General features: G+C 64.5%; 32 protein-coding genes. 1 reads left to right on the top strand and 31 read right to left on the bottom strand.

What is annotated here, in order from left to right:
- From lysC to HHL27_RS08950, 29 genes are all read right to left on the bottom strand, one after another.
- Positions 1–222, bottom strand: a complete 222-nt coding sequence (gene lysC / locus HHL27_RS22885; protein WP_420874037.1) for an Rz1-like lysis system protein LysC — start codon at positions 220–222, stop codon at positions 1–3.
- Entirely contained in the window at positions 167–475 is a 309-nt protein-coding gene (locus HHL27_RS09080; RefSeq protein ID WP_169493081.1) for a hypothetical protein, read from the bottom strand. Before HHL27_RS09080 ends, lysC begins: the two co-directional genes overlap by 56 nt.
- A complete protein-coding gene (locus HHL27_RS09075; protein ID WP_169493080.1) occupies positions 472–741 on the bottom strand; it encodes a hypothetical protein in 270 nt (89 codons plus the stop codon). Before HHL27_RS09075 ends, HHL27_RS09080 begins: the two co-directional genes overlap by 4 nt.
- Positions 738–1,394 (bottom strand): N-acetylmuramidase domain-containing protein, encoded by a 657-nt coding sequence (locus tag HHL27_RS09070; RefSeq protein ID WP_169493079.1) that lies wholly within the window; start codon positions 1,392–1,394, stop codon positions 738–740. The genes HHL27_RS09075 and HHL27_RS09070 overlap by 4 nt, the downstream gene beginning before the upstream one ends.
- Entirely contained in the window at positions 1,391–1,783 is a 393-nt protein-coding gene (locus tag HHL27_RS09065; protein ID WP_169493078.1) for a hypothetical protein, read from the bottom strand. The genes HHL27_RS09070 and HHL27_RS09065 overlap by 4 nt, the downstream gene beginning before the upstream one ends.
- The gene (locus HHL27_RS09060) at positions 1,783–2,505 is read right to left on the bottom strand and encodes a gp53-like domain-containing protein (RefSeq protein ID WP_169493077.1); all 723 of its coding nucleotides are present in this window, start codon (positions 2,503–2,505) and stop codon (positions 1,783–1,785) included. The genes HHL27_RS09065 and HHL27_RS09060 overlap by 1 nt, the downstream gene beginning before the upstream one ends.
- A complete protein-coding gene (locus HHL27_RS09055) occupies positions 2,505–3,134 on the bottom strand; it encodes a DUF2612 domain-containing protein (RefSeq protein ID WP_169493076.1) in 630 nt (209 codons plus the stop codon). The genes HHL27_RS09060 and HHL27_RS09055 overlap by 1 nt, the downstream gene beginning before the upstream one ends.
- Positions 3,131–4,339 (bottom strand): baseplate J/gp47 family protein, encoded by a 1,209-nt coding sequence (locus HHL27_RS09050; RefSeq protein ID WP_169493075.1) that lies wholly within the window; start codon positions 4,337–4,339, stop codon positions 3,131–3,133. The genes HHL27_RS09055 and HHL27_RS09050 overlap by 4 nt, the downstream gene beginning before the upstream one ends.
- Positions 4,336–4,674, bottom strand: a complete 339-nt coding sequence (locus HHL27_RS09045) for a contractile injection system sheath initiator (protein ID WP_169493074.1) — start codon at positions 4,672–4,674, stop codon at positions 4,336–4,338. Before HHL27_RS09045 ends, HHL27_RS09050 begins: the two co-directional genes overlap by 4 nt.
- 10 nt (positions 4,675–4,684) lie before the next feature.
- Positions 4,685–5,362, bottom strand: coding sequence for a Gp138 family membrane-puncturing spike protein (locus HHL27_RS09040; protein ID WP_169493073.1), 678 nt, complete (start codon positions 5,360–5,362; stop codon positions 4,685–4,687).
- The gene (locus tag HHL27_RS09035) at positions 5,359–6,225 is read right to left on the bottom strand and encodes a baseplate hub protein (protein WP_169493072.1); all 867 of its coding nucleotides are present in this window, start codon (positions 6,223–6,225) and stop codon (positions 5,359–5,361) included. The genes HHL27_RS09040 and HHL27_RS09035 overlap by 4 nt, the downstream gene beginning before the upstream one ends.
- Positions 6,222–7,196 (bottom strand): phage baseplate plug family protein, encoded by a 975-nt coding sequence (locus HHL27_RS09030; RefSeq protein ID WP_169493071.1) that lies wholly within the window; start codon positions 7,194–7,196, stop codon positions 6,222–6,224. The genes HHL27_RS09035 and HHL27_RS09030 overlap by 4 nt, the downstream gene beginning before the upstream one ends.
- The gene (locus HHL27_RS09025; protein WP_169493070.1) at positions 7,196–8,743 is read right to left on the bottom strand and encodes a phage tail tip lysozyme; all 1,548 of its coding nucleotides are present in this window, start codon (positions 8,741–8,743) and stop codon (positions 7,196–7,198) included. Before HHL27_RS09025 ends, HHL27_RS09030 begins: the two co-directional genes overlap by 1 nt.
- 464 nt (positions 8,744–9,207) lie before the next feature.
- Positions 9,208–9,741 (bottom strand): hypothetical protein, encoded by a 534-nt coding sequence (locus tag HHL27_RS09020; RefSeq protein WP_169493069.1) that lies wholly within the window; start codon positions 9,739–9,741, stop codon positions 9,208–9,210.
- 1 nt (position 9,742) lies between these two features.
- The gene (locus tag HHL27_RS09015; RefSeq protein ID WP_169493068.1) at positions 9,743–10,183 is read right to left on the bottom strand and encodes a phage tail fiber protein; all 441 of its coding nucleotides are present in this window, start codon (positions 10,181–10,183) and stop codon (positions 9,743–9,745) included.
- A 12-nt stretch (positions 10,184–10,195) separates the two neighbouring features.
- Positions 10,196–11,692, bottom strand: coding sequence for a DUF3383 domain-containing protein (locus HHL27_RS09010; RefSeq protein WP_169493067.1), 1,497 nt, complete (start codon positions 11,690–11,692; stop codon positions 10,196–10,198).
- Complete coding sequence (locus HHL27_RS09005; protein ID WP_169493066.1) at positions 11,682–12,188, bottom strand: phage neck terminator protein; 507 nt, start codon at positions 12,186–12,188, stop codon at positions 11,682–11,684. Before HHL27_RS09005 ends, HHL27_RS09010 begins: the two co-directional genes overlap by 11 nt.
- The gene (locus tag HHL27_RS09000) at positions 12,185–12,598 is read right to left on the bottom strand and encodes a hypothetical protein (protein WP_169493065.1); all 414 of its coding nucleotides are present in this window, start codon (positions 12,596–12,598) and stop codon (positions 12,185–12,187) included. Before HHL27_RS09000 ends, HHL27_RS09005 begins: the two co-directional genes overlap by 4 nt.
- Complete coding sequence (locus tag HHL27_RS08995; protein ID WP_169493064.1) at positions 12,595–13,119, bottom strand: hypothetical protein; 525 nt, start codon at positions 13,117–13,119, stop codon at positions 12,595–12,597. Before HHL27_RS08995 ends, HHL27_RS09000 begins: the two co-directional genes overlap by 4 nt.
- Complete coding sequence (locus HHL27_RS08990) at positions 13,107–13,544, bottom strand: DUF4054 domain-containing protein (RefSeq protein WP_169493063.1); 438 nt, start codon at positions 13,542–13,544, stop codon at positions 13,107–13,109. The genes HHL27_RS08995 and HHL27_RS08990 overlap by 13 nt, the downstream gene beginning before the upstream one ends.
- Positions 13,545–13,547: 3 nt before the next feature.
- On the bottom strand, positions 13,548–13,886 hold the full coding sequence (locus HHL27_RS08985) for a hypothetical protein (RefSeq protein ID WP_169493062.1): 339 nt from the start codon (positions 13,884–13,886) through the stop codon (positions 13,548–13,550).
- A gap of 4 nt (positions 13,887–13,890) precedes the next feature.
- Positions 13,891–14,934: a DUF2184 domain-containing protein gene (locus HHL27_RS08980; RefSeq protein ID WP_169493061.1), complete on the bottom strand. Its 1,044-nt coding sequence runs from the start codon at positions 14,932–14,934 to the stop codon at positions 13,891–13,893.
- Positions 14,935–14,937: 3 nt separating this feature from the next.
- Positions 14,938–15,639: a gp53 minor capsid family protein gene (locus HHL27_RS08975; protein WP_169493060.1), complete on the bottom strand. Its 702-nt coding sequence runs from the start codon at positions 15,637–15,639 to the stop codon at positions 14,938–14,940.
- Between the two features lie 2 nt (positions 15,640–15,641).
- Positions 15,642–16,889: a DUF2213 domain-containing protein gene (locus HHL27_RS08970; RefSeq protein WP_169493059.1), complete on the bottom strand. Its 1,248-nt coding sequence runs from the start codon at positions 16,887–16,889 to the stop codon at positions 15,642–15,644.
- Entirely contained in the window at positions 16,886–17,011 is a 126-nt protein-coding gene (locus HHL27_RS22700; protein ID WP_277350561.1) for a hypothetical protein, read from the bottom strand. The genes HHL27_RS08970 and HHL27_RS22700 overlap by 4 nt, the downstream gene beginning before the upstream one ends.
- Positions 17,012–17,028: 17 nt before the next feature.
- A complete protein-coding gene (locus tag HHL27_RS08965; protein WP_169493058.1) occupies positions 17,029–18,972 on the bottom strand; it encodes a hypothetical protein in 1,944 nt (647 codons plus the stop codon).
- Positions 18,973–19,005: 33 nt separating this feature from the next.
- Positions 19,006–19,779, bottom strand: a complete 774-nt coding sequence (locus HHL27_RS08960) for a phage head morphogenesis protein (protein WP_206069483.1) — start codon at positions 19,777–19,779, stop codon at positions 19,006–19,008.
- Positions 19,779–21,293 carry a DUF1073 domain-containing protein gene (locus HHL27_RS08955; RefSeq protein ID WP_169493057.1) on the bottom strand — a complete coding sequence of 505 codons (1,515 nt, stop codon included), beginning with the start codon at positions 21,291–21,293 and terminating at the stop codon, positions 19,779–19,781. Before HHL27_RS08955 ends, HHL27_RS08960 begins: the two co-directional genes overlap by 1 nt.
- Before the next feature lie 132 nt (positions 21,294–21,425).
- Positions 21,426–21,686 (bottom strand): hypothetical protein, encoded by a 261-nt coding sequence (locus tag HHL27_RS08950; protein ID WP_206069482.1) that lies wholly within the window; start codon positions 21,684–21,686, stop codon positions 21,426–21,428.
- Between the two features lie 82 nt (positions 21,687–21,768).
- Between HHL27_RS08950 and HHL27_RS08945 the strand changes: the two genes are divergently transcribed.
- On the top strand, positions 21,769–21,930 hold the full coding sequence (locus HHL27_RS08945; protein WP_169493056.1) for a hypothetical protein: 162 nt from the start codon (positions 21,769–21,771) through the stop codon (positions 21,928–21,930).
- Here the strand turns inward: HHL27_RS08945 and HHL27_RS08940 are convergent.
- Both HHL27_RS08940 and HHL27_RS08935 read right to left on the bottom strand, forming a co-directional pair.
- Positions 21,902–23,365, bottom strand: coding sequence for a PBSX family phage terminase large subunit (locus HHL27_RS08940; RefSeq protein WP_169493055.1), 1,464 nt, complete (start codon positions 23,363–23,365; stop codon positions 21,902–21,904). The genes HHL27_RS08945 and HHL27_RS08940 overlap by 29 nt on opposite strands.
- Positions 23,362–23,823, bottom strand: a complete 462-nt coding sequence (locus HHL27_RS08935) for a terminase small subunit (protein WP_169493054.1) — start codon at positions 23,821–23,823, stop codon at positions 23,362–23,364. The genes HHL27_RS08940 and HHL27_RS08935 overlap by 4 nt, the downstream gene beginning before the upstream one ends.
- Positions 23,824–24,108 lie beyond the last annotated feature (285 nt).

The following is a 24,108-nucleotide window of genomic DNA, read 5'->3' as shown; positions in this document are numbered from 1 at the left end:
TCAGTTCCCTTCCGTCCAAGCGCGCAGGCCATCGACCTTGGCGCGGCAGTCTCCCCACGCATCGCGCAGGGAGAGCACGTAGTTTAGCGTCAGAGCATCGCGCTGGGCTTGCTGGTCGCGGCCCGGGAGGTCCGGCGCCTGCGGTTCATCGGCGCAGACCAGCAGATCAGCGGGAGGCTTGATCCGCTCGACCCTTGTTGGCCCGCAGGCTGCGCAGGCCATCAGCGAGGGGATCATCAGAGCGAGCCGCAGCTTGGCGAGCATCGTCATTCTCCTGTTGAATTGTTGCGGCGGTGGACGCGGCGATCTGTCCCGCCATGTCGTCGGCTTGCTTGCCCTTGGTCAGGGCATCGGCGCGGGCCTCGTTGCGATCGGCGACCACGGCGTTGTGCACGTAGAGCTGCAGCGCGGCGAAGATTGCAGCGATGAGTGCCAGCGCGGCAAGGATGCGCCAGAAGATCGGGGGCGGGATCATGGTTGCGTCTCCACGGGGACAGGGGCGTCGGGACCGTTCACGACCGCCACGGGCGCAGGCTCGCCGTCCTTGGCCTTGCCGGCCGAGCTGCTGCCCAGCCAGAAGCCGAAGGCCAGCGTGGCAAAGCTCTTCCATGTGCCGACGACGTCGCCCCGGAGGGCCGCATCGGCGGTCCAGCCAAAGACCCAGACCGAGAAGCCGAAGTAGCCGAGCACTGCGAGCAGACTGGCTCCGACCACGATCTGGAGGTGCGGGATGCGGGTCATGCCGCCATCTCCTGCGCCAGCTTCTCGTCGTACCGATTCTTGCGATACGACGGCCCATTGTACGCCGCAGCGAAGGCGCGGCAGGTTTCCGGGTTCGATGTCAGGGCCGCCAGTTCGTCCTGCAGGCGGTTATGCTCGATGTACCGGATCAGCAGTTCAAGCTGGTCGCCTTCGCTCTGTGCCGTTGACCAGGCCAACGCATAGGGCGAACGATAGCCAAGCTCGTCCCACCATTCGCCCATGACCTGAAACGCGCCCCAGCTTGCCGACTGGAAAGCCGCGTCAACCTCGCCGGTTGCGATGGCGCTGCAGAGCTTCGTCCACGAACTGACATCGTAGCCGCCCCAATCACGCTGGCTAAACGGCGCAGGCGTGTACCGCCCACCCGTCAATTTGTGGAAGCGATGGCGTTCGAACAGGATCTTGGGGCGGCCCACAGCATCGAAGCCCCGGCCAGCGGCTTCCACCTTGCGAACGGCATCGATCTGGTGGATCGAGCAGCCGAGACGCACCGCAGCGCCCGCGATCTCGGCAGGAGACAGTGTCGGGGCGTCGGTGTTCGTGAACTTGGCGAGGAGCGCGCCGGTCGACTTTGGGCCCCAGATGCCGTCGGGCGTGGCGCCGATCTCGCGTTGGAGGTCTGTGATGTTCATTCCGAGCCCCCGTCCATCTTCGCGGCCAAGACCGCCATGTCCTTCGGGATGCAGTCCTCGGGTGGGAACGCACGCTTGAGGCCCGGCCGAGTTGCCAGCAGCATTGCCTCCAACCGCGCGGCCTTCGCCTCGCTCTCAGCATGCTTGGTTTGACAGTCGGCAAGCTCTCGCTCGACAGTTGTTACCCGCTTCGTCAGCTCGTCGATCCGGGCTTCGAGGCGGTCCATGAGCCGCTGCGTGCCGTCATCCAAAGCCGCAGCGCGTCGATCCATTCGACCCCCAACGTACTCGAAGACCCATTTCAGGGCGAAAAAAGCGCTCCCTAGGCCTGCGCCGAGCCCAGCGCCGCCACCAAGCACCCGTGCCGCATCGTCGAGCCAGGTAGGCATCAGTACCCCCACGCCCGCCAGCGGATGCCGCCGGCGATGTCGACGAGGCTCGACTGGTGGTTCTGCGCATAGAGCAGTGCAGACCCAGCCGAGAGCGACACCTCCTGAATGGTGGTCTGCCCGGTGTTCGACTGGCTCGAATTGATGACCGTCGCCACGACACCGAGACAGGCGTTCGGAAATGCCTGCGGGAACGTCAGCGTGAAGTTGCCCTCGGTGGAGCGGCCAATGGCTGCGACACCGCCGGTTTCGATCCAGCCGTCGGAGTTCACACGCCGCCATGCCGAGCCGGCGATGGTTCGCTTGGTCGCGCCCATGGTCTGCCAGTTGGTCGCATTGACGTCCGGGTCGGCCGTGTTGTTGTTGACCTGCGAGACGAAGAAGAGGCCATCGGTTGCAGCCGAAGCGAGCACGGCGCCCTTCGGATAGCCGCCGATGGCACTCGACAAGGCAGCATCGAAGAATACCGGGCCACCAGCCTGCGCCCACCGTACCGCCAGCGACAGCCAATTCAGGATGCCGTTGAAGTCCTTGCCGTTGGGCGGGATGCCGCCGGATGCTTCGGGCAGGAACGTTTCGGGTGGAAAACCGTCGAAGAGGCTAGCCGGCGCGTCTGTCGAGGTCGCAGCCTGGTGCGCTTGCGGGATGGCGCGGATGTAACCAGCCCCAGCGCCGTCCGCGAAGGGGATCAGGAACCGGGGCGGAATATCGGACTGCTGCATCAGGACGTCTCCACGGACACCGACACACCGGCAGGGCGGGGGAGCGCACCTGATTGCGTGACGATGGCGTAATCAACTTTCGACAGTGCAGCGCCGAAAACATAGGTCATCGTCATGTTGCCGTTGTCGCGGACGTAGACGTTGCCGTAGCCGGGGAAGAGCGCGCGCAGGATCGCGTTGATCGACGGGATCGCGCAGTCGGTGATATTGGCTGCTGCCTTGGCGAGGATCAGCTGGCGATAGGCGTCATCCGCCAAGCTGAAATTCGGCGTCAGTCGTGATGCGGAATAGAACGGGCCGGAACCGAACGGTACGGCATCGGCGCTCTGCGAGAAACCTAGAAAGCTTCCTTCCGAGACGTAAAGCGACCGGGCGACACCGACGATCCGGCCCCAGATATCCAGCCCGAAGCCGATGGCCGTGTCGACGTTCCAGACCGTGTCGTAGAAGTCATCGAACGCCGCCTCGGGATCGATCGAGTAGGCAAGCGCATCGATCAGGCCCAGCAGGACCGGGCTGTTCGCATACTGGCTCAGCACGGTGCGGCGGACGTCGAAGAATGTCGCCCGACCGCTGTCCGGGCCACCGGCATAGCCCAGCGGCTGCGAGGTGAAGGCCTCGAGCGTCATACCAGCGTGACCGAGATGTTCGCTTGGGCCAGCGTCGGGATTTCACCGATACCGGCATCGACTTCCGAGCTGGTCGGTGAAGACGTCGTGCCGATCTGCAGCGATACGACCTGCGCCCAGGTGCCGAGACCGGCGACGGCAGAGACGAAGCGCAGGGCGTAGACCTTGCCGCCGATGCGGGCGCGCGGGCCGCCGTCTTGCCCTGCGAACGCCGCGGCGATCGCGGCTCTGATCTGCGCCTCTGCGTCCGCCGGGACCTGCCCGTTGTCGGCCAGCGCGACAGCGAAATAGATCGGCTTCGGCGTCGGCCGCTGCAGCTTCACCGTGTAGGAAGGGTAGGGCGGCGAATAGCCTTCGCTGGTGTCGGTGACAGTGACAGACGTCGAGCCCGTCATGGCACAACCCGGCGGCTTCTTCGACCAGATGGCCTTCGCGACGTCGGCATCGGTGCCGCCACTGACGCAGACGTAGATCGAGCGGGCCGCGATGCTGACGCCGCCGATGGTCACCGCCGAGCCCGTCGCGTTCTCGGTCACGTAGGCATCGGAGACGCCGTCGACAGCCAGCACGGCGCCCTTGACGGCGGGCAAGCTGCCCGCAGCGTTGGCGGCCACGGAACCGGCCCGGCGCGCCTCGAATTCGGTCGCGGTCTCGATGTTGCGTCCCGGCACCCCCGCGCTTGGGTTGGTGATCGCATCCCAACCGGGGACGACGCGATAGATCCGCGTCAGGGTGCCGGGAGCGCATTCGATCGGTCCGACATCAACGCTGGCGAAGTCGATCGAAACGGTTCCGCCGCTCGGGATCGTGACGGCCCCCAGCGATTGGTAAAGCCTGCCGTCCGTTGCCTGGGCGAGCGCAGCATCGGGAATGACGGTGCCGGCGCGCCCGGTGCAGGTGCAGGTCACGACAGTCGGCTGACCCGCGATGCGCTCCATGTAGTAGATGCGCCCGATCGCGTCCTGCATCCGGCCCGATGTCCGCGCCGGATCGACGAGGTTGACGTAGCTCAGCAGCAGGTCATTCGCGGCGCCAATGACGGCGGTCAGTGAGGTGACAAGCTGGCCTTGCGGGGTCGCATCGGATTCGTTGAGGTTGCCGCCGAACGCCGCCTGAAAGTCGGCCCACAGCCCCTCCTTGATGGCGCTCTCGGTCGGAACGGTAAGGCCCGCCGTCGTGAATGCCGGGGAAGGAACATTGCTCATAGCGTGGTCGCCCCGCCTTCGAATTGAACCTGCCCGCGAACACCGCGCTGCGAGATGTCGGTGAGGTAGACGACGACGTTGCGGACGCCGGGAACGCGCCGCGCCGCGGCCGCCAGCCGCTCCTTGATGAGCAGCATCGGCACCGGGCGGCCGAGGATCGATGTCAGGTAGGGAACGCCGAGAGTCGTGTCGTACCAGGCCTCCCCCTGAAAGACGCGGCACTCCGACGCGACGTCCTGTTCACGGGAATAGGGTTCGGTCGCAACGGCGATGTTGCCGGTTGCATCGACGGCCAGGTCCCAGTTGTCGCGATCGAGGAGGAGAGTTGCGGCCATGTAATCTAGTCTAGGACGAGATCAGGCCGTGCCCCCGAAGTGCAGAGAGGATGGCACCGATTGCGGTGCGCGCTTGGCTGTCGACTGTCGAGCCGCCGGTCGGTGCGGTGATCGATCCGGCCTGCGCGCCGACAACCTTGGTACCGCCGACGCGGTATTCTGCCGAGGTGTTGACTGACCCGGCGACATCGACCTTGTCCGTGACGGTGATCGTGACCTTAGGCGCCGTGATCGCGACATTGTCGTCTGCATCGATCTCGATGAACGTCGTCGCCGCGCCCTGGGCATGCACGCTGCCGCAATAGATGCCATCGGACCAGTCGAAGCGCCGCCGGCTGCCCGGATTGGCAACGTCTCCGGTCTCCTTCACCGCCGAGATATCGCTGTGGCAGAACGAGACCAGCCCGACGTCGCCGACGCGCGGCTTGACCCTGATCTCGCAATTCCCGGCGCGTACGGTCTGCACCGGCAGGTCGTGAATCGTGCCATGCGGAATGCCTGTTCCGGCACCGTCGATCTGGTTGACCATGATCTGCACATCGACGCGCGGGCCCGATGACGTGTCGTGGACGGCCAGCACCTTGACGGGAGCGTTGGTGGCCATGGTGTTCATGACCTGGCGGGCGATGAAGTCGACGAAGCTCGCGTCATCATGGGTTGCAGCAACGCCGCCGAAGCCAGTGGTCACTGGGCGAACTCCAGATAGTTGGCTTGAATGTCGGAAAACCACTGTCCGCCGGGAACGTTGGCTTCGAGCCGGTGCGCCAGGCCATAGACTTCCCACTCGCCGTTGGCGGGCTCGAACTGGCTTTTCAGCCGGAACTTGCGACCGAATTCGAGCGCGGGATTGTAGAGCGTGGTGATCTGAATCCCGCCCTGCGAGAAGGCAGGGTAACCGACGAGCCCTGTCGCGGGTGAAATCTCGATGATGCTGCCTTGACGCGCCGCGCCCTTCGGCCAGATCGCGACAACCTTGCGCGTCTCGTCGAAGTCCACCTTGCAGTCGACGTCGCGGCAGATGCTCTCGATCTGCGCCTTTGCCGAACCGGGCTTGTACGGATTGGTGAGCGTCGCCTGGACGCCGGAATTCTCGAAAGCATAGCCGATCTGGCCAGCGATCTGCTGGATCGCGAGCGCCGCATCGACACCGCCTCGAAAACTCGTCGCCGAGATGGGCTGCGAAAGGTCGACCAGTCCCGCAACTGCCGTGACGTGGAACATGACATCGGGCTGCTGGCGACCATCTGCCCATGCCTCAAGGATGCCCCCTGTGAAGCACACCGACGTTCCGGCCTCGTCCCCGGCGCTGATCGTAAGCGCGTTATTCGGGCGCCCCTCGAAGAAGAACTTCTGCGTAACCGTCAGCCGGTTCATCAGGTCGAGGCTCATGCCCCAGACTTGGACGTCGGCCTGTCCGCCATAAAGCCCGCCGCGCACGATGTTGACCGAGCAGCGCAGGCCTTCGAGCGTGACGGTATCCTGCCCGGCGCTCCCGAAATCGCCCTGGCCGAGCGTGAATTGCAGCGTGATCCGGCGGCTCGTCAGGCTCATGTCGCGCTCGCCCACAGCAGCTTGAAGCGCGAGCCGAGCCCGGTGAAGTCGGGGTCCGAATTGCCCTTCATGTCGAACAGGGCGAGGTCACCAGGAAAGCCCAGATGCGCGGCGTTGATCAATGGCACGGCGTCGCGGCACAGGACGCCGGCAACGACGGGCAAGCCGTTCATGGTGATGTCGGCGAACATGCCCGTTGCCTTCTGCGCCAGCGTGACGCCGATGCTCTTTCCGCCGAGTTGCGTGACCAGCGTCTGTGCCGGAAAGCCCGCCGCCGTGGCCACCGTGACCAGCGTCTGCCCCAGCTTTGACGAGAAGAACGGCGTCTTGCCCGGTGCGGCGACCGCAGTGCTCTTGGCCTCGACAACCTGCTTAGTCGCCTCGTCAGCGGCCTGTGGCTGCACGGTGCCATCGTTGCGAACGTCGGCCCCGCTAGGCTCTGCAGTCGAGCTGGTGTAGGTGGACGTGACCGTCTGCCGGATTTCCTGCAGCACGATCTCGGCGCTGATCAGCCCGGCGCCCTGTTCGCGGCTACGGTCGATGCTGACGCGCGAGATGTTGACGTTGAGGTAGGCGCGCTCCGGCGTGACGACGGAGTACAATTCGGTGTCCGCCCTGATCTCGTCGAGCGTTGCAAGGAAGGTCCGCCGCTCCTCGATCGTGCCGCCCTTGGTGAGGACGACACGCGTCTGGAATGGCAGGCTGACCTTGTCGTAATTCTCGAACCCGCCTTCCTCGATCGGGAAGTCGGCAATCCGGAACTCCGAATCGTACCCGACCGACGTCACGCTGTCGGCCTCCAGCGCAAGTTCGTCGCTGCTGTTGTAGATGCCCCATTCCGCTAGCGCCGTAACCGTGATCGGAACGGCGTCTTCCGTGGCCTTGGGCTCGGTGGTCGTCACTGCGCCATCGGCGCGCGCGACAGGCGGCACGCCAGCGGTGTCCGGCACGTTGGGCTGGGCGACCGACATTAGGGCCGTACCATCGGGTCAGCTTTGGCAACCGAGATCCGGCGCTGCATTGCGCCATTGATGGAACCTGCAATTCCGTTGGCGTCTCGCGCCTGGGTGTGGACGGTGATCTGGCCGATGTTCACGCCGGCGCCGGCGCGGGCGAGGTACTTCCGCCCCCGGTCCATATCCGCGATCAGGTCGCGATATCGCTCATTGTTTCGGCCTTGTGGGCGCATGAAGTCGCGGAAATAGGACGCCATTGTGCCGTGGGCTGTCCGCTGCGCCAGCACTGACCGGCCGCCGTGATCACCGCCGTTCAACTCCCACCAAAGGAATTCCAGCTGTTGCATCATCGACGGACTGTGGCCGTATCGCCTGAATAGCTCTCGCCGTCTTGATCCACGCCATTGCCCAAGGCCGAACGCTCCATTGGCGGCCATCCCGAGCGACCCGCCTTCAGCGTGAATCCCGGCCCGGATACCCAGCGCCTGTTCGCCGGACAGGCCGCGCCTCATGAAGTAAGTGACGATAGGGTCAGCGCCTGCGGGTGTGGCATTTGGCAGCGGGATGCGGACTTGCCCATGGTCGCTACCTGGCAAGAGGTTTTTGGCGTTTCCGCGCGCGACGCTTCCGACGCCCCAGCCATCGATGCCGCCAATAACCGCCCCGATAGCCGCCCCTGGTAGCCCCCCCAACAATCCGCCTGCAGCAGCACCAGCCGCTGCGCCGGATAGAGTATCCTTAGCTTCCTGCGGCGTGTCAGTCATCTTTCCAAGGAAGCCAGATATGGCCTGAAACACCGGCAGCATCTGCTGCAGGATCGGAACCAACGCCTTCATGTACTGAGTGTTGAGTGTGGCGAGTTCTTCCTGAAGCTTCTCAGTTTCCTTCGCCAATTCTTCTTGCCCGTCGGCGTTCGCCTCGTACTTCTGAATCAGCTCGTTGACCGCATCCTGCCCTTGCATGAGCATGGAGACCATCGGGCCGGACAATCCGATTTGCATCAGGCTGTCGGAGTAAAACTGCGGGTTCGTTGTACGGAGCCGTGAGCCCGCCAGCTTCTGCAGGATATCACCCGCGCTGCCTGTGCGCAGGTCGTTGCCGGTGATTCCGAGCATCCCCCACTGGTTCTGCTCCTGCGGCCCCATTTGACCGCGCTGATACTGCATCTTCGCGCTCTGGATGCGCTGCAGCGAACTGTCCGCGTCTCCGGCAGCCCCGCCGAAGCCCTTCATTGCGGAGCGCCAAGCCCAGATTTGCTTGACCGACATCCCGATCATCTGACCGAAGCGGTCGGCGCTGGCAGCGCCCGCCGCCATGTTTGCGAGGAAGCCGGTGATCGACTTTGCACCCATGAACGCGAGACCCAAGCCGACGACTTCGCGCGTGACGCCCTTGATCGTTTCGCCCGCCTTCCGACCGGACTGCTCGATCGCGTCGAAGGTCTTCTTCTGGCCGTCTTTCAGCTTGCGCGATTCGTCATCGATCTCGCGGGCGCCAGACTTGAAATCGTCTAGCTTGAGCCGGAAGATCGTGACAAATTCGTCAATGACGTGCGAGGCCATTTTAGCGCTCCGAGGTTGTAACCTCAGGATAGCGAGTGAAGGGAAGGCAATGCGCAGGATTGGTTATCTGTTTGTCGGCCTCGCTGCCGCGGCATCATCGGTCTGCGCCGACGCGAAGCCCCAAGCCCGCTATTTCCAGACCAGCAAGGAGTTGCAGCGGCAATGGATGGTCATGGAGACGGAATGTCGCGGCGGGCAACACGACCCGAATGATGCCATCTGCCGGTCACGCGACAGCATCGGTGCGGAATTGAAGCGTCGAGGTATCTGTTGGGCGTATAGCGACTGGCGCGTCTTCCCGACGCAATACGACTGGCATCCATGCTCACAGCCGCGCCCGAAGGGGTGGCGGCCTTAAGCCCTTTCCGCCGCTTCGTGTGCACGGCGCTCGTTCTCAGCCGTGACCGCCAACATTTCGAGCAGATCGTAGACGTCCTCCAGCCCATAGACGGACTGGACTTCGGCTAGGCTCGCTTTGCCCGCTGAGACGACCGCGCCGCACGACCTGGGGGCGTTGACGAATTCTGCTGGTTCGAAGCTGTCACCGCCGCCGACAAACCTGAGAGGGCGGCGGTGATGGAAAAACCCAAGTGCAATTCAAGCACCTCCGCGCGCAGTTTCAACAGCGTCGCGATCTCGGAGATGTCGCCGTCGTTGAACTTGTCGGGCACCATCAGCGCCCGGGTAATGGGCAGCCCGGTCATCGGGTCCTTGGCTGAAACGTCGGGCACGAAGCTGATGCAGTCGACCATGGCCGCCATGAGCGGCTCGACATCCTGATACGGCGCGCGCTTGAATGCTTCTAGCCCAACCGCGAGAAGGCCGATCGCGCCTGCGGACGCGACGTCGTCGGGGATCTCCATCCCAGACTTCGCCAGCACGGAAAGCGCTTGAAGCGCCCACTTCTCCGTCTCCCACGCCGACTTCTCGACGATAAGGAACGACTTGCCCTTGTCCCGCCCCTCGGCGTCGATGGTGACCGTCTTGTGTTTGCGCACGTCAGATCTCCGGCGTCGGGGTCACGCTCTGCCAGGTCAGGGTGTGACGGCGCGGCTGCAGCGTCTTACGGGCCGCAGGCATCGGGGCGTAGGTGGTCAGGAAGCCCCGGGCGCAGATGAAAACCTTGTCGACGGCGGGCAGGATGATCTGGCCGGTCGCGACCAGCGCGCGCTTGTAGGTGCGCTCGTAGGTTGCCCAGGCGTCGAAGAAGTCGTTGGACTGGCTGTCAGCCTGCAGGGTGACGTTCTGCATCGCCGGGGCAGGGATGAAACCGGCGCTGAGCCGGCCATCGACGCCCATCGACGTCTCCTTGATCGTCTGTGCGTCGATGTCGGTGATGTCGTCGGCGCTGAAACCCTGAATCCGAACGGCGACGGGGAAGAGCGGGTCCACCGAGATCGTGAAGATGCAGTCGGCGCTGGTAAGCGTGCGGGTGTTCATCTTCGATCCCCCTTACTGGACGTTGACGCTGCTGAGCGTGATGGTCTGGACGCTCTGGCCGTCGGTGTAGAAGACGGTGCATGGCGGCGAGCCGCGTGCCGCGCGCACCGATGCGTCAGCGTCCTGCACCAGCACGTACCAGCCCTGCAGTTCGAGCGTGTCGGCAACGTTGCCACCGGCGAGATTGTTCACCTCGGCCTTCTGCTGCGCGCTGAGCGTGACACCGGCACGGATCGCGCCGAAGTTCACGGCGCTGTCGATGACGCCGCGCAGGGCGGCCTTGATCAGCGCGTAGCCCTCGGCGTTGTACGGGACCTGCCCGACGCTGGTCAGCAGCTCCATGAGCGCAAGCTGGAAGGCGTTGTTCATCCAGACCTGGCAGACCCAGCTGTCGATCCAGTCGAATGCGCCGCTGATCTGGCCCGGGTAGAAGAACGTGAAGGCATCGTTCGCCGTCGCGTAGGAGCCGACGAAGTTGTAGCCGTTGGCCTGCAGGTTGGCGGCAACGGTCTGGTCGATGACGCCGGCCGTCACGTTGCCGGTGCGGAAGGCCATCGTTGCCCGGCCGTTGGTGCGGCCGAAGTCGAGGCTGGCGATCGCCCCCATCAGGAACGCTGCGATCTTGGAGCCGTCGTTCGGATCGTAGATCGGGACCGCGCCGGAATAGCCGTTCGCGCGGACCTGCGCGCCGAAGCTGGTCGTGTCGCCGTTCGCGATGGCCGCTGCGGCATTGTCCCAGCCAACGAAGGCGAAGCGGTCGTTCTTGCTGTCCGTCCAGACCGAGAACAGGACCTTGTCGGCAGTCGAGACGGCGAAAGTGGTCGAGAAGCTGACGAAGTTCTGCGTCAGCGCGATCAGCGCATCCATCGCGGTCGCAGGCGTCGAAGCTGCAGCACCTGCGCTGGTCACGGCACCATCGGCGGGGCGAAGGCGCAGGTTGGCGCCGAGCGATCCGGTCGACGAGGTGTAGACGACCGATGCCGCCGAGCCCGTGGCGACTGAGGTGAACACGAAGGCATTGGCGATGCTGTCGTAGGTGACGGTGAAGCCGGGCGACGAAAACGCGGCCTGGATCGCGGCGGCGGCGTCGCTGAAGCTGGTGATCGCGCTCAGGCTGATGTTGCTCGATGTCTTGGCCGCACCGCCGACCGTAATGGTGAGCGTGCCGCTGACCCCCTGCAGCTGGGTCAGCGTGATGCCTGCCAAGCTGTTGCCGCGCAGGAATGCAGCTGCAGCGGCATCAGCGTAGCGATAGAACCGCAGCGCGGCGGGCTTGATCGTCGAACCGTCGTAACCGGCGAAGTAAATCGCGGCGAGCCCGGCTTCGGTGCTGAGCGGGCCGAAATAGGCTGAGACGCCCGACGCCGATGAGAACGAGAGCACGGCACCCATCGGTACCCGCGTCGAATTGGTGAGGAACAGGCCGACCAGATCGAGCCCCGAGCCGCCCGCATCGATGACGCTGGGCAGCACGGAAACAATCGCCGACGCCGGGATGCTAGATGCCATGGGTGATCTCCGTCAAACCTGTAATCAGCGTATCAGCGAATTGCTGGGGCACGCTGAGGGCGATGGTCCCGTGGAAAGTGCACTGGATCATCCAGCGCTGGATCCACTGCTGCTCGCCCGCAATTACCGGCATCTGCTGCGGGTCGGTGCAGTGCATGGGGGAAACGCCCGCCGCTTTGAACTGCTCGACGCCCCACAGACTGCGGAAGGTGGTCACGATCGTCTGCGCGGCCTCGGCCGCCTCTGGGCCGTAGCAGTCCACCTGGAAGGTGAGGGTCGTTGACAGGCCCATTTCCTGTTCCTGCGCGCCGACGTCGTACTCGCGGACGGTCGTTGCGACGGCACTGCGTCCAACGGACTGCATTACGATGAAGTCGGGGCCGTCGGGCATCGGCACGCGGTTGATTTGCCCGCGCACGACCTCATTGCCTGTCACCGCCGTCAGAAAGTCTCCGAGCGCGACATAGATATCGAACTGCGTGGGGGCGGTGTTCATGCCGTCGGGTCCGTCATCTGCGAGGTGATTGCGGCCTTGCACCAACCGGAGCCGATCCAGCCTTCGAGCAGGGCGACAACCAACCAGGTCTGTCCGCGCAAACCTTCAGGCGTGGCTACATCGGTACCGAACACGATGATGTCGCCGCCGCTCTGACTTGAGCGATCAGCGCTGCTCAGCTGACGGTTGGCGAAAACGCTGGCCTGCCCATTGGAGATGTTCATCTTTTCGAGGTGCTGCAGCTCTTTCTGCGTCAGCGCCTGTACCTGAACCACGATCGGCTCTTCGCTGTAGGTCGGGATCTGATCGTAGCTCGCCCCCTTCGTGTAGCCTGTGCTCCGGCGCAGTGTGGCCGCCACATTGGGATTGATCCGCGACGTCACCCGATTGGCGATGGTGCGCAGGTTCATGCCGCCTCCTCGTGATCGACACTCGCCAGCATGTGCCCGGTCCAGCTCAGCGGCTTCTTGGCCGGAGCCGTCACGCCGGCACGGACATCGCGGCGCGCCTGCTGGACGTCGTCGAAGGTCTGCCCCCCCATGGGGAAGCGCTGGAATAGCAGGTCGGTCACCGGGCTGTTCGCGGGGCCAGCACCTTGCACGATCGCCTCGCGCAGCTGGCCAGCAATGCCCGCCCCCATCAGCGGCATGGCCTTGCCGGTGTCGCCCTCATTCGCCCGAAGGACCGCGGCGAACGATTCCCCCCAGGTCGACGACTTCTCGCGCACCATGTTCGTGAAGAACGGACGTGCCGGGATGCCTGCCTCGGGTGCGCCGAAGTTGTTGAGAGCCGCCACCATCGCGACCGGCGTCCCGTCGGGGTAGGTGGCGTTCTCGAGGAAGCCGACGCGGGTCTCGGTGAGGTGGCCCAGCTTGGCGCCGTATTCGCGCAGGACTTCCGCGATCCGGTCGCCGCCGGTTACGGTCGCCACGGCCTGCTCCGGAACGGCTCGAAATTGTAGGCCTGTGCCGGGACGTAGATCGCAGAGCGATAGGGCTTGGTCGCTTGCCAGAACGACAGCCCATAGCTGGTCTGGGCGAACCAGGGCGCGGTACCCGCTTCGAGGCCGCTGTCGACGCTAACGGAGACCGAACCTTCCGATGCCGACGAGACGCGCCCCACCATGCCCGTGGGCTGGCCGCTGGGTTCGAGCGCGCCGGCAAGGGACGCGATATGCGCCGCCAGCATGTTGAGCAGGACGCCGCGCACGGCGACATCGGAAACGACGCTGCCGTCGGTGTTGTCGAGGTAGAGCCCGGCTTCGGCGAAGAAGAGGGCGGCCCGCTCTTCGCTGACCGCCCCGAACTCCGGATACCGCTGGATCCACGCGGCATAGTTGAACGCCGCGACGCCCATGGATTACTTTTCCTTGACCGAAACCTCGACGCCAAGCTCGTCGGCCGACTTCTGTTCGAGGCCCGACTTGACCTCGCCAGCAAGTTCCTTGGCCTCGTCCTGCGCCTTGTTCGCGGCAGAGGCGAAGATCACGCCGTTGACGACGGCAGGGAACTCGGCCGCGTCCTTCTTCCAGCCCTCGAACCACTCGGAATCGACGCCGGGCGTCATGCCGTAGCCTTCGAGCAGAACCGGCTCGCCGGTGACGTCGACACCCTTGGCGCCGTTGAACACGACCGACGTGCCGCCGAACTCGGCCTTGAAGTCGAACGGCAGCTTGCTGCAAACGGTAACGGTAGCCATGTGATCAAATCCCCAGCATCTGGACGATGGCATACGGGAAGCGGATGACCGTCCCCCAGGTGCCCGCCGACTTCTTCTGTTCCCAGCCAGACGCCATGGTCAGCACCGGATGGACGCGCATCTTTTCGGTGAACGCGGCCTTGGTGACGGGCTTGCGGTTCACCTCGCGCAGCTTGAACTGCATCAGGTTGCCCGAGCCGGTCGCGTTTTCCGGAACGACGGTGAAGTTCAGGTTCGGGAACGACTGCTGAAGGATTTCCTTCACGGTCTTGCCGAAGTCGTTGGTCTTGGCGAGGTACGGCTCGACGGTGTTCGGGATCGAAACGTCGAACGGGCTCGACATGTTGACCAGCGCCGGCATGGCGGTCTGGATCGCCTGGTAGCACTTGAGGAAGTCGTTGTAGATCTCGAGGACCGTGGCGTTCGCCCAGGTGTAGCCGCCGGCCACCTTGGTGACGGGCTGGATCGTCGCGGGCAGGGCCGGGTCATTCAGGCCGCCGTAGAGCTTGAGGCCCGAGATGCCATAGAAGTACGAGGCGTTGAGCGCGCGGGCGAGCGTTTCCGAGCTGGCTTCCGACTGGAGCGACGCCCAATCGATGCGCGCCTCGCCATAGCGCGCCAGTTCACGTTCACCCCAGCGGGTGAAGGTCTGGAAGTGGAAGCTCTGGCGGCTGACCCAGTTGGCGTTCGCGCCCGACTTGCCGTTCTGGTTGAAGTCGCCGTAGGCCGACACGAAGCCGGTGACTTCCGTCAGCGGGAAGGACGCGGTGTCGGTCGTCCAGTCGCCCATCTTCTCTTCGCCATAGAACTCCGCAGCCTGCGTAGGCTGGAAGATGACGCTGATGATCTCGGGCGAGATGTACTGGGTGAACAGGGCGGGCACGCCGATATTCGGCGCGGTCGCCAGCGTGGGCTGGGCGTCCATGGCAAGGGACATGCCATTGCCGGTGTTGCGCCATTCCTTGGGCAGGTAGTCCATGCCCATGGGGAGTTCGATGCCACCAGCTGCAAGGCGGGCGCGGTGTTCAGCGAGACGAGCAGTCAGCATGGCTTAGAACCCCATGTGCGAGATGATGAGGATGTCGCCCGCCACACCCGCCGTCTTCACGAAGAAGCGGGTTTCGTAGGCGGTGGTGACGGTGGCCGTCGGCGAACCGGTCGCCGTGGCGTTGGCCGACAGGGTGGCCGTGCCGGCGACAGCGTTCACGGTGGCGACAGTTGCGCCAGCCGGAATGCCGGTGCCGCTGATCGGCATGCCCGGATTCAGGGTCAGCGAGGCCGGGGTGTAGGTGATGTTGGCCGAACCGTTGGTCGTGCCGATCGTGCCCGTGGTGGTCGGGGGCGAACCGGCCGTGCCGAGAACGATGGTGCCGTCGACATATTTGGCGAACACCTTTTGGCCGATCGTACCGCCGCCGCTCGGGGCGGTGATGAAGTAGGCGCCGCCATCGTACAGGGTGATGCCAAAGCCAGCGTTCACCGCGAGCGATGCTTCGCCGAGGAAGGTGGTGATGAGCGAGCGCTGTTCGCGGCCGACGAAGCCGAAGCGGGTCGAGGCGAGGTTGGGCTTGCCGTTGGTCACGACGCCGGTGTTGTCGTCCGCCCAGGCGAATACGCCGACAGTGACGCCCGAGGGGCCTGCGGTCAGTTCACCCGAGAGAGCCGGGACCGTGGAGTAGGGGCCCGAGGTGGCGAAATCGCCAGCCACGCCGAGCGCGAGATTGCGAGATACGCTGGTCTGAAAGCCGGCCATGGTTACTTGCTCCCGTAGAAGGCTTCGAAGCTGTCGTTCGCGCGCTGGGCGGCTGCAGCATCGAGGGCGATGGGCTTGGCGTTCTTGCGCTCGGTTTCGCGCACGACGATCGCCTTGAGCGTGGCGACGGGCGAACCCTTGAGCGCGGCCTTGGAGTAGCCGACGCTGTCGAGCGCCAGGTGATAGATCGCCACAGCGCTATCCATGCCGACCACTTCGCCGATCAGTGGCTGAACGAGGCGACGAGCCTCTTCGATGGCGAGGACGTCGGCGCGTGCATCGCTGCGGGCCTGTTCCACCATGCGACGGACGGTCGCGGCATCCATGGCCGGCTTGTCGTCCTTGTCGTCGTCATCGTCGGACTCGTCTTCGGCCTGGCCGTCGTCTTCGTCCTCATCCGCCTCGTCTTCGGCCTGCTCGTCATCGTCGATCTTGTCCTCGTCGTGGGCGAGGGGAGTGATCGCGGCGATGGCCTTGGCGAGCGCGTCGGAATCGAGCGCGGCGTCGGTGGCGAGGTGAGGGGTGACCAGCGCGGCGACCTTGTCGGCGATGCTGGCGGCGGAACCCTTGCGGGCGATCGATTTGCTATCGACACCGGCCAGCGCCGACGAAATGTCGACCTTGGCGTCGGCGGCGAGCAGCGGGCGGACGAGGGACTGGACGGCCCCCGAAACCATCAGCGCGGTGCGCGACTTGAGCTTCATCACTTCATCTCCGACCAGAACGTCAGGCCCCGCGCGCCCTTCGATCACCAGAGCAACGTGGTTGCCCATGATCTCCCGCATTACACCGTCGTAACGCAAACCTTCGGGCGTCACGCCGGAGGTCATGTCGGCGCGGTAGCGATAGCCGCAGGAAAGCTCGCGTTTGCGGTCAGCCTCGATCGCGTCCTGTTCGGCCTGGCGCCAGACGACCAAGCTGTTGCGCAGGTAGGTGCCATCGAAGCTGGCATCGGTGCCGGTCGAGCCGATGATCAGGTCTTCGGGCAGCTGTTCGGGCAGCACAGGAACATGCTCGGCGAGCAGCGGGATGTTGTTGAACGTGTCGGCCGCGCGCGCCAGCTCGTCGGGATCGCGGTAGAGCTGGTAGACGCGATCGGGATCAAGCCCGAGTTCCGCGGCACCAGGAATCTCGCGACCGTAGTAGGGGCAGACGTTCGCCTTCGAGATGTTCGACACCTCGACGTGCAGGAAGCCGTTGGCGTCACGGCTGCGGACGCTGGGCGCCCGGTCCATGGCGATCAGGATCATGCGAAGACCTCGTGCTTGACCTGGTCGCCATCGCGCCAGACCTTCCACTTGCCCGGCACGGCAATCCGCTGGCAGTGGCGGGCGCGCACCTGTTCGATCGCGGCTGCAAGGTCTTTCGGCATGGACAGCACCCTTTCCATCACAGGCGGGTCACAAGTACCGGGCCGCTGGTGACCCGGTACTGCGCGGTGAGCTTGGAGTTGACGGCGGTGGGCGTCAGCGTGACGGCGAACGTCACCGTGTCCGAGACGACCGTCGCCGTGAAATTGAAGAAGCCGGACGCCGGGCTCGCCGGGTCGGAAAAGCCGACAGCGGTTTGCTCCGTGGCCGTGACCGTCGATCCGTTGTGCTTGATCGTGAAGGCCTTGCGCCGCACGCCGGGCGCGACACCTTGCACGATGCCGCCGACCTCGAGCTCGACGACGCAGGAATAGTCCGCTTGGATCTGCACCGAGCACAGCGGGATCGACTGCGCGCCGATAGGCAGGCTTTCGAGGTATGTGCCGCCGGTGGATTCGCCGTAGCCCTGCGCCTCGAACTTGTGCCCAGCGGTGCGGAAGCTGTCCTTCGCGATGTCGATGTCACCGCCGACGTTCTGCGGTGCTGAGCGCATGTTGATGTTGGGCGTGGTCGGCAGAGGGTCGAAGAAGATGCCGCGCTTGGCCTGAGCATCGATCTGGCTGTGCGGCGTCAGGCTGATCTGTGCCCGGTAGGAGCAAGCACCATCGATCGACACGGCACCGACCTGGAGGCCTGAGAAGTGCCCGCTGATCGTGATGTCGCCGCACACCGCATTCACGCCACCCGCTTCGATGCGGACATATGCCGGATAGCCCAGCAATTCGGTGCCGACTGGATCGGTGCCGGTCGGAGAGACGCCGACGGCTAGGTTGTCACGGCAGCCTTCGTACGACCAGCCAGTGCCCGAACCGGTGCGGCGGCGGAAGAAATACTTCGCGTTGAGCGCGCCGTAGTAGTTCGGGACGCATCCGGCGACGATGCCGTGGTTCATCCGGCTCTCGTTGCCGAACGGCGTCGTGTAGGTGCCCGCATCGTCGTCGAACATCTGGTAGAAGCCGTAGCCCTTCACGTCCCGGAACTCGGGGTAAAGGATCAGCGCGCCCGCCGACTGGAACTTGATGATCGAGCTGCTCTTCTGCGCCTGCGTCCCGTTGGTGTTAATGAAGGTGCCGCCACGGATGAACCAGTCATGCACCTCGCCCGAGGTTGCCGGCGTCTTGAGCGTCAGCCAGGCAGTCGTGGTGTTGGTCAGCACGCGCCCGTCGCAGATGATCGACACAAGCCCGGTGAGGCAGCTGATCCCGCCGTCGATGTACCAGTCGCCATTGGGGATGTAGATCGCGCGCCCCGTCGAGGCGGCAACGGCGAAGAGGTCTTGCACGGCTGTCTTGTTGGCGGCCGATACATCAGGCGTGGATCCGCGAACGCAGACCGTGGCGATCGACAGCGGCGCCTGCTTGATCGCCTGAACCGCCGCTTCCGTGCTCTCGCCAGTCGACAGGCCGACACGCGACGCGCCAGCGGTGCCGTTGAAGTAGGCCACGGTGGCGAGGTTGCGCTGCAGCTCGGCAGAGCCCGCGTTGTTGCGGTAGATCGTGACCGTGCCGTCACCATTGTCGACCGCGAAGCTCTGGCCGTTGAGCGTGTCAGCTATACCCGCCGCCGTGCTGGCGTAGGACGGCCCGACGATGGCCTCGGCTGCGGTTGCGGCAACGTCCGCCTGCGCTGCGGCCTGCTGCGCCTGCTCCAGATAGAACAGGTTGTTGTTGTCGAGGTCCTCCGCCAGCGCCGTGAATGCCACCTGAGCACCGCCCGCGAGCTTGATGGCTGAGCCGCCGCGCGAGCTGAACATGACGCTGCGGGTCATCTGCTGGCTCTCGGCGAGGTAGGTGCCGCGCCCGATTTCCCAGTTGGCGCCCTGCTGGATCGAGTAACTGTAGCTGCGCCCGTTGGTCAGCGCCTCGACACCGCGATAGCCCGTGGCCGCTGAGCCGAGCGTCAGAGCGCCGGTTCCAGTGCTGGTGATGTTGATCTTGGTCAGGTCAACGAGCGTGGACGCCATGAGTTACTCCTATGTAATCTCATGGTAGGGCGGTCAGTCGAAGCCGGGGACTACGGGAACCCAAGTGCACCGGCAGTTGATGGCGACGCCCGGCAGAACAGGCCCGAGCCCGTCGCCGAAGTCGTGCCCCTCGGCCAGCTTGAAGCGCTTCCCGCTGAATCGGACGTGCGGCTCTCGCGGATGCTTGCCGCCGGCACTGTGCAGCCACTTGCCCTCGGTGATGCCGATCTCGGTCTCGCGAACCCGCCGCATGACCGCCGTCGCCTTGTTGTTCTGATCGCGGGCGATGAAACTGGCACGCTTGCGGGTGAGGCCGTAGGTCTTTTCGAGCGCCTTGGTCAGCTGGCCGAGGTCGCGGCCTTGGCTGACGGATTGCATCACCAGCATCTCGACCTTGGCGAGGTGCTGCGAGGCAATGGACTTGATCAGGCCGACGTTCTCGGCGCGTACCGCTGCGAAGGCATCACGCATGGCCGGCGTCATCTTGAACTTCACGGTGAAGCCGCCCTTGCGCAGCATGTCGGCAAGGGTGCGGTCGCAGCGCGCCCGGGTCGCAGTGCTGAAATACTCGGCAAGGCTTTCGGCCAGGTCGTCGAAGCGCCGGATCCAGCGCCGTGCCGCTTTCTGGATGATCGCCTGCAGCGCCTTGGCCGGTATCTCGTCCTTGGCGATCGTCTCCGGCTCACGGCGTTTCCAGACGCGCTCGATCTCGCGCATCAGGTCGCGGTGCATCGCCGCCAGTTCACCCCAGACCCGCTGCTCGTACTTGGCGCGGATCGGGGCGGCGGCGCGGATGGGTTTGAGCATCACGCACCTCCGAACGCCAGCGAAGCCTCATCCTCGTCGTCATCGTCCTCAGGCTCAGGCGCTGGCCCAGACAGACGCCCGGCATAGAGCCCGCCTTCCTCGTCGTTGAGCCTGTCGCGCGCCTCTTCGGGGCTGACGACGCCGGAATTGATGTACGTGGAATCGGCCTCTGCATCGGACTTGCGGATCGCGGCCTTGTCGGCGTCCGACATCTCCCAGAGGCTCTCGAACTCGAAGCTGATCTCGGGATCGATCGCGTCGAACAGACTGAGCTGCACGACGTTGAGCAGGGTCTTGAGGTTCGGCCCGACGACCTTCTCGTTGTAGGCCAGCACCTTGTCGTAGAAGGTGCGGACCTCGCCGTCTGAGCTGGCATTGAGGCCCGAGGGGGTGACGCCGAGCAGAATCACCAGCGGGATTCCGGAGACCGACGCGATCTGTTCGAGCGCCTGTGCCTGCAGCTTGTCGAGACCTGCGATGGGGGCTGAAACGTTGGAGAATTCCTCGCGGTCCTTGTCGACAGCGAAGATGCCGCGGTTGTCGCGGGTCCGGCTGAACATGTCGAGGCGATCGAACAAGTTCTTGGCGACGCCGCCCGAAAGCACCTGGTCCATGTCCGTCTTCAGGACCATCACCGAGAACGCATGGGTCAGGTCCGAAACAGACTGACGCGTCCGAAGCCAGTTGTCGACGTAGGGCTTGCAGAGCTGCGACAGCGCCATACCCCCGAAGGCATAGGCGGGTTTCAGCATGTTCGGGACCGGCCTCCCGACCAGCGTCAGCATGCGACTGGCATGCACGGTCTGGCCGGACACGTACCAGGCCGACGGCTTGTAGAAGTCCGGAGCGAGCGGGTTCTGCGCCGAGTAGGCGCCGGGGTATGCCCACATCGGCTCGACGAGATCGAGGCGGGCGAGGGGCTTCGCGGTGCCGATTTTGCCCTTGTCGAGGACGATGGGCTTGTCGGTCTCGTTGCGGTTTTCCCAGTCGCCGAAATCCATGAAGAGATGGATGCGCCCGAAGAAGCACTCCTTCTCGATCGCCTCGCGGAACAGGTCGCGCACCTCGAGCCGGTCAAGCTCGGCGTTGATCGCGTTGACCTTGTCCTCTGGCCCTTTGACCTTGATCCACTTGCGGGTGCAGTGCTCGGCCCAGATCGACGCAACATGCCGGTATTCGGCGCGCTGGCTCAGTTCGGCGAGGTAGGGGTAGCCGAGGAAGCCGATGCCTTCGTGCGCGAATTCGGCGCTCAGGGCATAGCTGATCAGCGCATCGGAGCCCGGAAGGCTGTCCATCGCCATCCCGGCAGGCAGCGTGCCAGGCATGGGCTCAGCGACGCGGAAGGTGCGCTCCGGCAGGAACACCGGCGCGTTGTGCCGTTCCGCCTCATACAGCGCCACCGGGCTGATGCGCATCTCGCGCGCCTTCTCGATGTCGGGATTGACCGCAGCGACTGGCAGGGCGGTGCCGGATTTCCAGAAGGCCCGCCACGCGGCACGGATGCGACTAAACATCAGCGGAACAACCTATCGAGAGGGAGCGGGTCGCCGTCGTGCGGTTGCGCCCTCACAGGGGCGTCGTCTTCCGCAAGCCCGGAGTAACGGGGCCGATCTCGCGGCCCCGCTGTAATCGGCTTGTCCGGATCCTTACGCGGCCGGCGAGAAGTCGACATAGAACTTCTGGCCGGGCTCGAACTGGCCATGCAAAGCCGGGTTGGCGATGCAGATTTGCAGGTGAGCGCTGGGGCTCATTTTTGCAAAGGTGTTGTCCTCGTCGAACTCACTGTCCGAATAGCTCGACTTTGAGACGGCAAAGAAGTTGACGGTCTCGGTCACAGTCTCGCCAGTTTCGGGATTGCGGTACGGCATCACCGAACCGACCTGCAGCTTGGCACGCATGGTAGTCATGGACTTCTCCTTCAGCTGATTGCGAGCATCTGACCTCGCTACGACGCTGTAAGGTCCATGTTACCTGTGCTATGCCGGGCGCATGGTACTCAGCCTCAGGGATCTGCTCGAAGCAGCCGCCGCGTCCGAAGAGCTCAAGGCGCGCAAGGCCCGGCTTGAGGAGCAGGGCGTGTCCGAAGAGGAGCAGGACGCGATCTGGGCCGAGATGGCGCGCATCATGCCGCCGCAAGAGCCTCAGGACTGATCTGCATCCCGCGTCGACCCGGCGCGAACGCCATCACGAACGCATCGGCAAGGTTGGGGGAGGGCTGGGGCCCGCCGACGCGGTTGGCCTTGGCAAGGTCCTTCTTGCTCTCGACCTTCACCTTGCCGGCGTTGTCGAAGTCGCGCTTCGGCGTGCAGAGCTCGTCGATCAGCTGGTTGAGGTGCGGCAGGTTGCTGTCGATGAAGATCATCTCATCGGGCCTGAACGTCATGTCGGAATGCACGGCGTTGAAGGTGTTGCGGAAGCGGTCGGCAACGCTCCACCACGCCTGAGCCTTGAGGTTCGCGAAGAAGTCCTTGTTCGAGCGTGGCGGATGGGATCGGCCATAGATCTGGTCGGGCCGGTCGACAGCGCCGCCAGCGTTGAACCCGGTGTGGCGAACCGGCGTCGCGCGCGGGCCCGCAGCCTGATTGAGCTCGTTGATCTTTCCGCCGGTCATCGCACCGACGCCAATGCTATCGAACGTGATGTCGGCACCGTGCTCGCGGGCCTGATCCCAGACGCGGGTGGCCGACTTCAGCAGCTCGTGCTCCCCGGCCTTCCATTGACCCGCATCGCAGGCGAGGGGGCCATGGGCGCGGATCGTCGCGCACTTGTCCGAACCGCTGTCAGCCACGTCGAAGCCGATGCGCATGGAGCCGCTGATCTCGATGCCCAGCGTCTTGTGAGCGTCGATCGCTGCCATGATCCACGACCGCTTGATGACCGCATCGTCGTCATCGTCACGGGGGACACCGAGATAGATATGCTCGAACTCGTCAGCGTCCTCGGCCTTCGCCGCGTCGATCACGTCGGTCATGGTGCGCGATAGAAACGGGTTCTCGGTGTAGTTGATCTGGCGCACCAGCGTCCCGCGCGGTGGCGACACGACGAACCGACGCCAGGCGAAGTCGGTACTGAGGCGCGGGTTAAAGATGATCCAGAACTGCGAGCCTTCCTTGCGGACCGTCGGCTCCAGCACTTCCCATTGTTCCGCTGTGAGGGCATGCGCTTCCTCAAGCCAGCAGATGTCGACGCCTTCGAGCGACTTGATTTCGGAGATGTGACGCCAGAGCCCGTAGAACAGGAACTCAGAACCGGTGCGCCGGTGAATGATCTTGTTATCAAGGATGCGGAACTGGTCGCGCAGCCCGAACCGTTCGATCTGCAGCACCAGCAGCGAGTAGACGGATTCCTCGATCTTGTTCTGGAACTGGCGGGCGCAGAGGACGCGGATCTTGTAGTTGCAGGCGAGGTAGACCGCGAACCCGGCGGCGTCCCACGACTTCGACGAGGCACGGCCGCCGTAGAGGACGCGGTTGCGGATCGATTCACCGCGCTCGTTGCGTTTCGCCAGCCAGAACGGCCGCAGCACAGGATTGAGCGTCGGGCCCTCCGCAGCGCGGCGGCAGGCATGCAAAGTTCCTTCGATCATTGGCCTTCTCCTTCTTCACCGTAAAATTTGTCCAAGCCCGGCGCGATGTTTATGTTTACTTGCGCTCCGCCCTCCTTGAAGGCCAGCACGTCGATATGCTTGCCAACTAATTCGAGGGCCTTGGCTGCGCCGGCCGCATTGAATTCGAACAGGGGATTGCCCGCCTCGTCGGTGACTTGCTGGCCCTTGCGGTCGAGGATCGGCGACACCTCCTGCATGCACCGCTCGTGCAATTTGACCGCTTGGCGCAGGACGTAGGCGGCATCGACCGAAGCTTTTTCCGACAGCTTCGAGCGCGCCTCTGTGAGCGCCGCTGAGACGTCAACATTCGTCAACAGCCTCCCACCCTGCTGCTTCGCCGTCTTCGCGCTGTAGCCTGCCCGGATCGCCGCCTGCGTGGCATTGAGATCGACTAGGTACTCCTCCACAAACCGCTGCTGCTTCGGGGTTAGCGCCATCTCACATCTCCATCCCTTGAACGTGCTTGTAATTCCGACCCGAAATCACGTTCCTGATCGTGCCTTCGCTGACACCAAACCGTTTGGCGATACTCGCGCGGGTCTCGGTGGACGCGGAGCAACGCCGTCGGATTTCACGCACCTGGCTGTCGGACAGCTTTCCCCGCCGCTGCTCCCAGATGACAGGGGCCTTCGCATGCGGCTCGAACCCGATCTCGTGGCGCCAGCGAGTTATGGTCGAGGCGCTCGCATTGTAGTGTCGCGCGCATTCTTTCGAGCCAATGA

This window comes from Novosphingobium olei (genome assembly GCF_012927405.1).
In the GTDB taxonomy this organism is placed as follows: Bacteria; Pseudomonadota; Alphaproteobacteria; order Sphingomonadales; family Sphingomonadaceae; genus Novosphingobium; species Novosphingobium olei.
The sequence above is the reverse complement of the archived record's forward strand: the minus strand, read 5'-3'. Positions and strand labels throughout refer to the sequence as shown.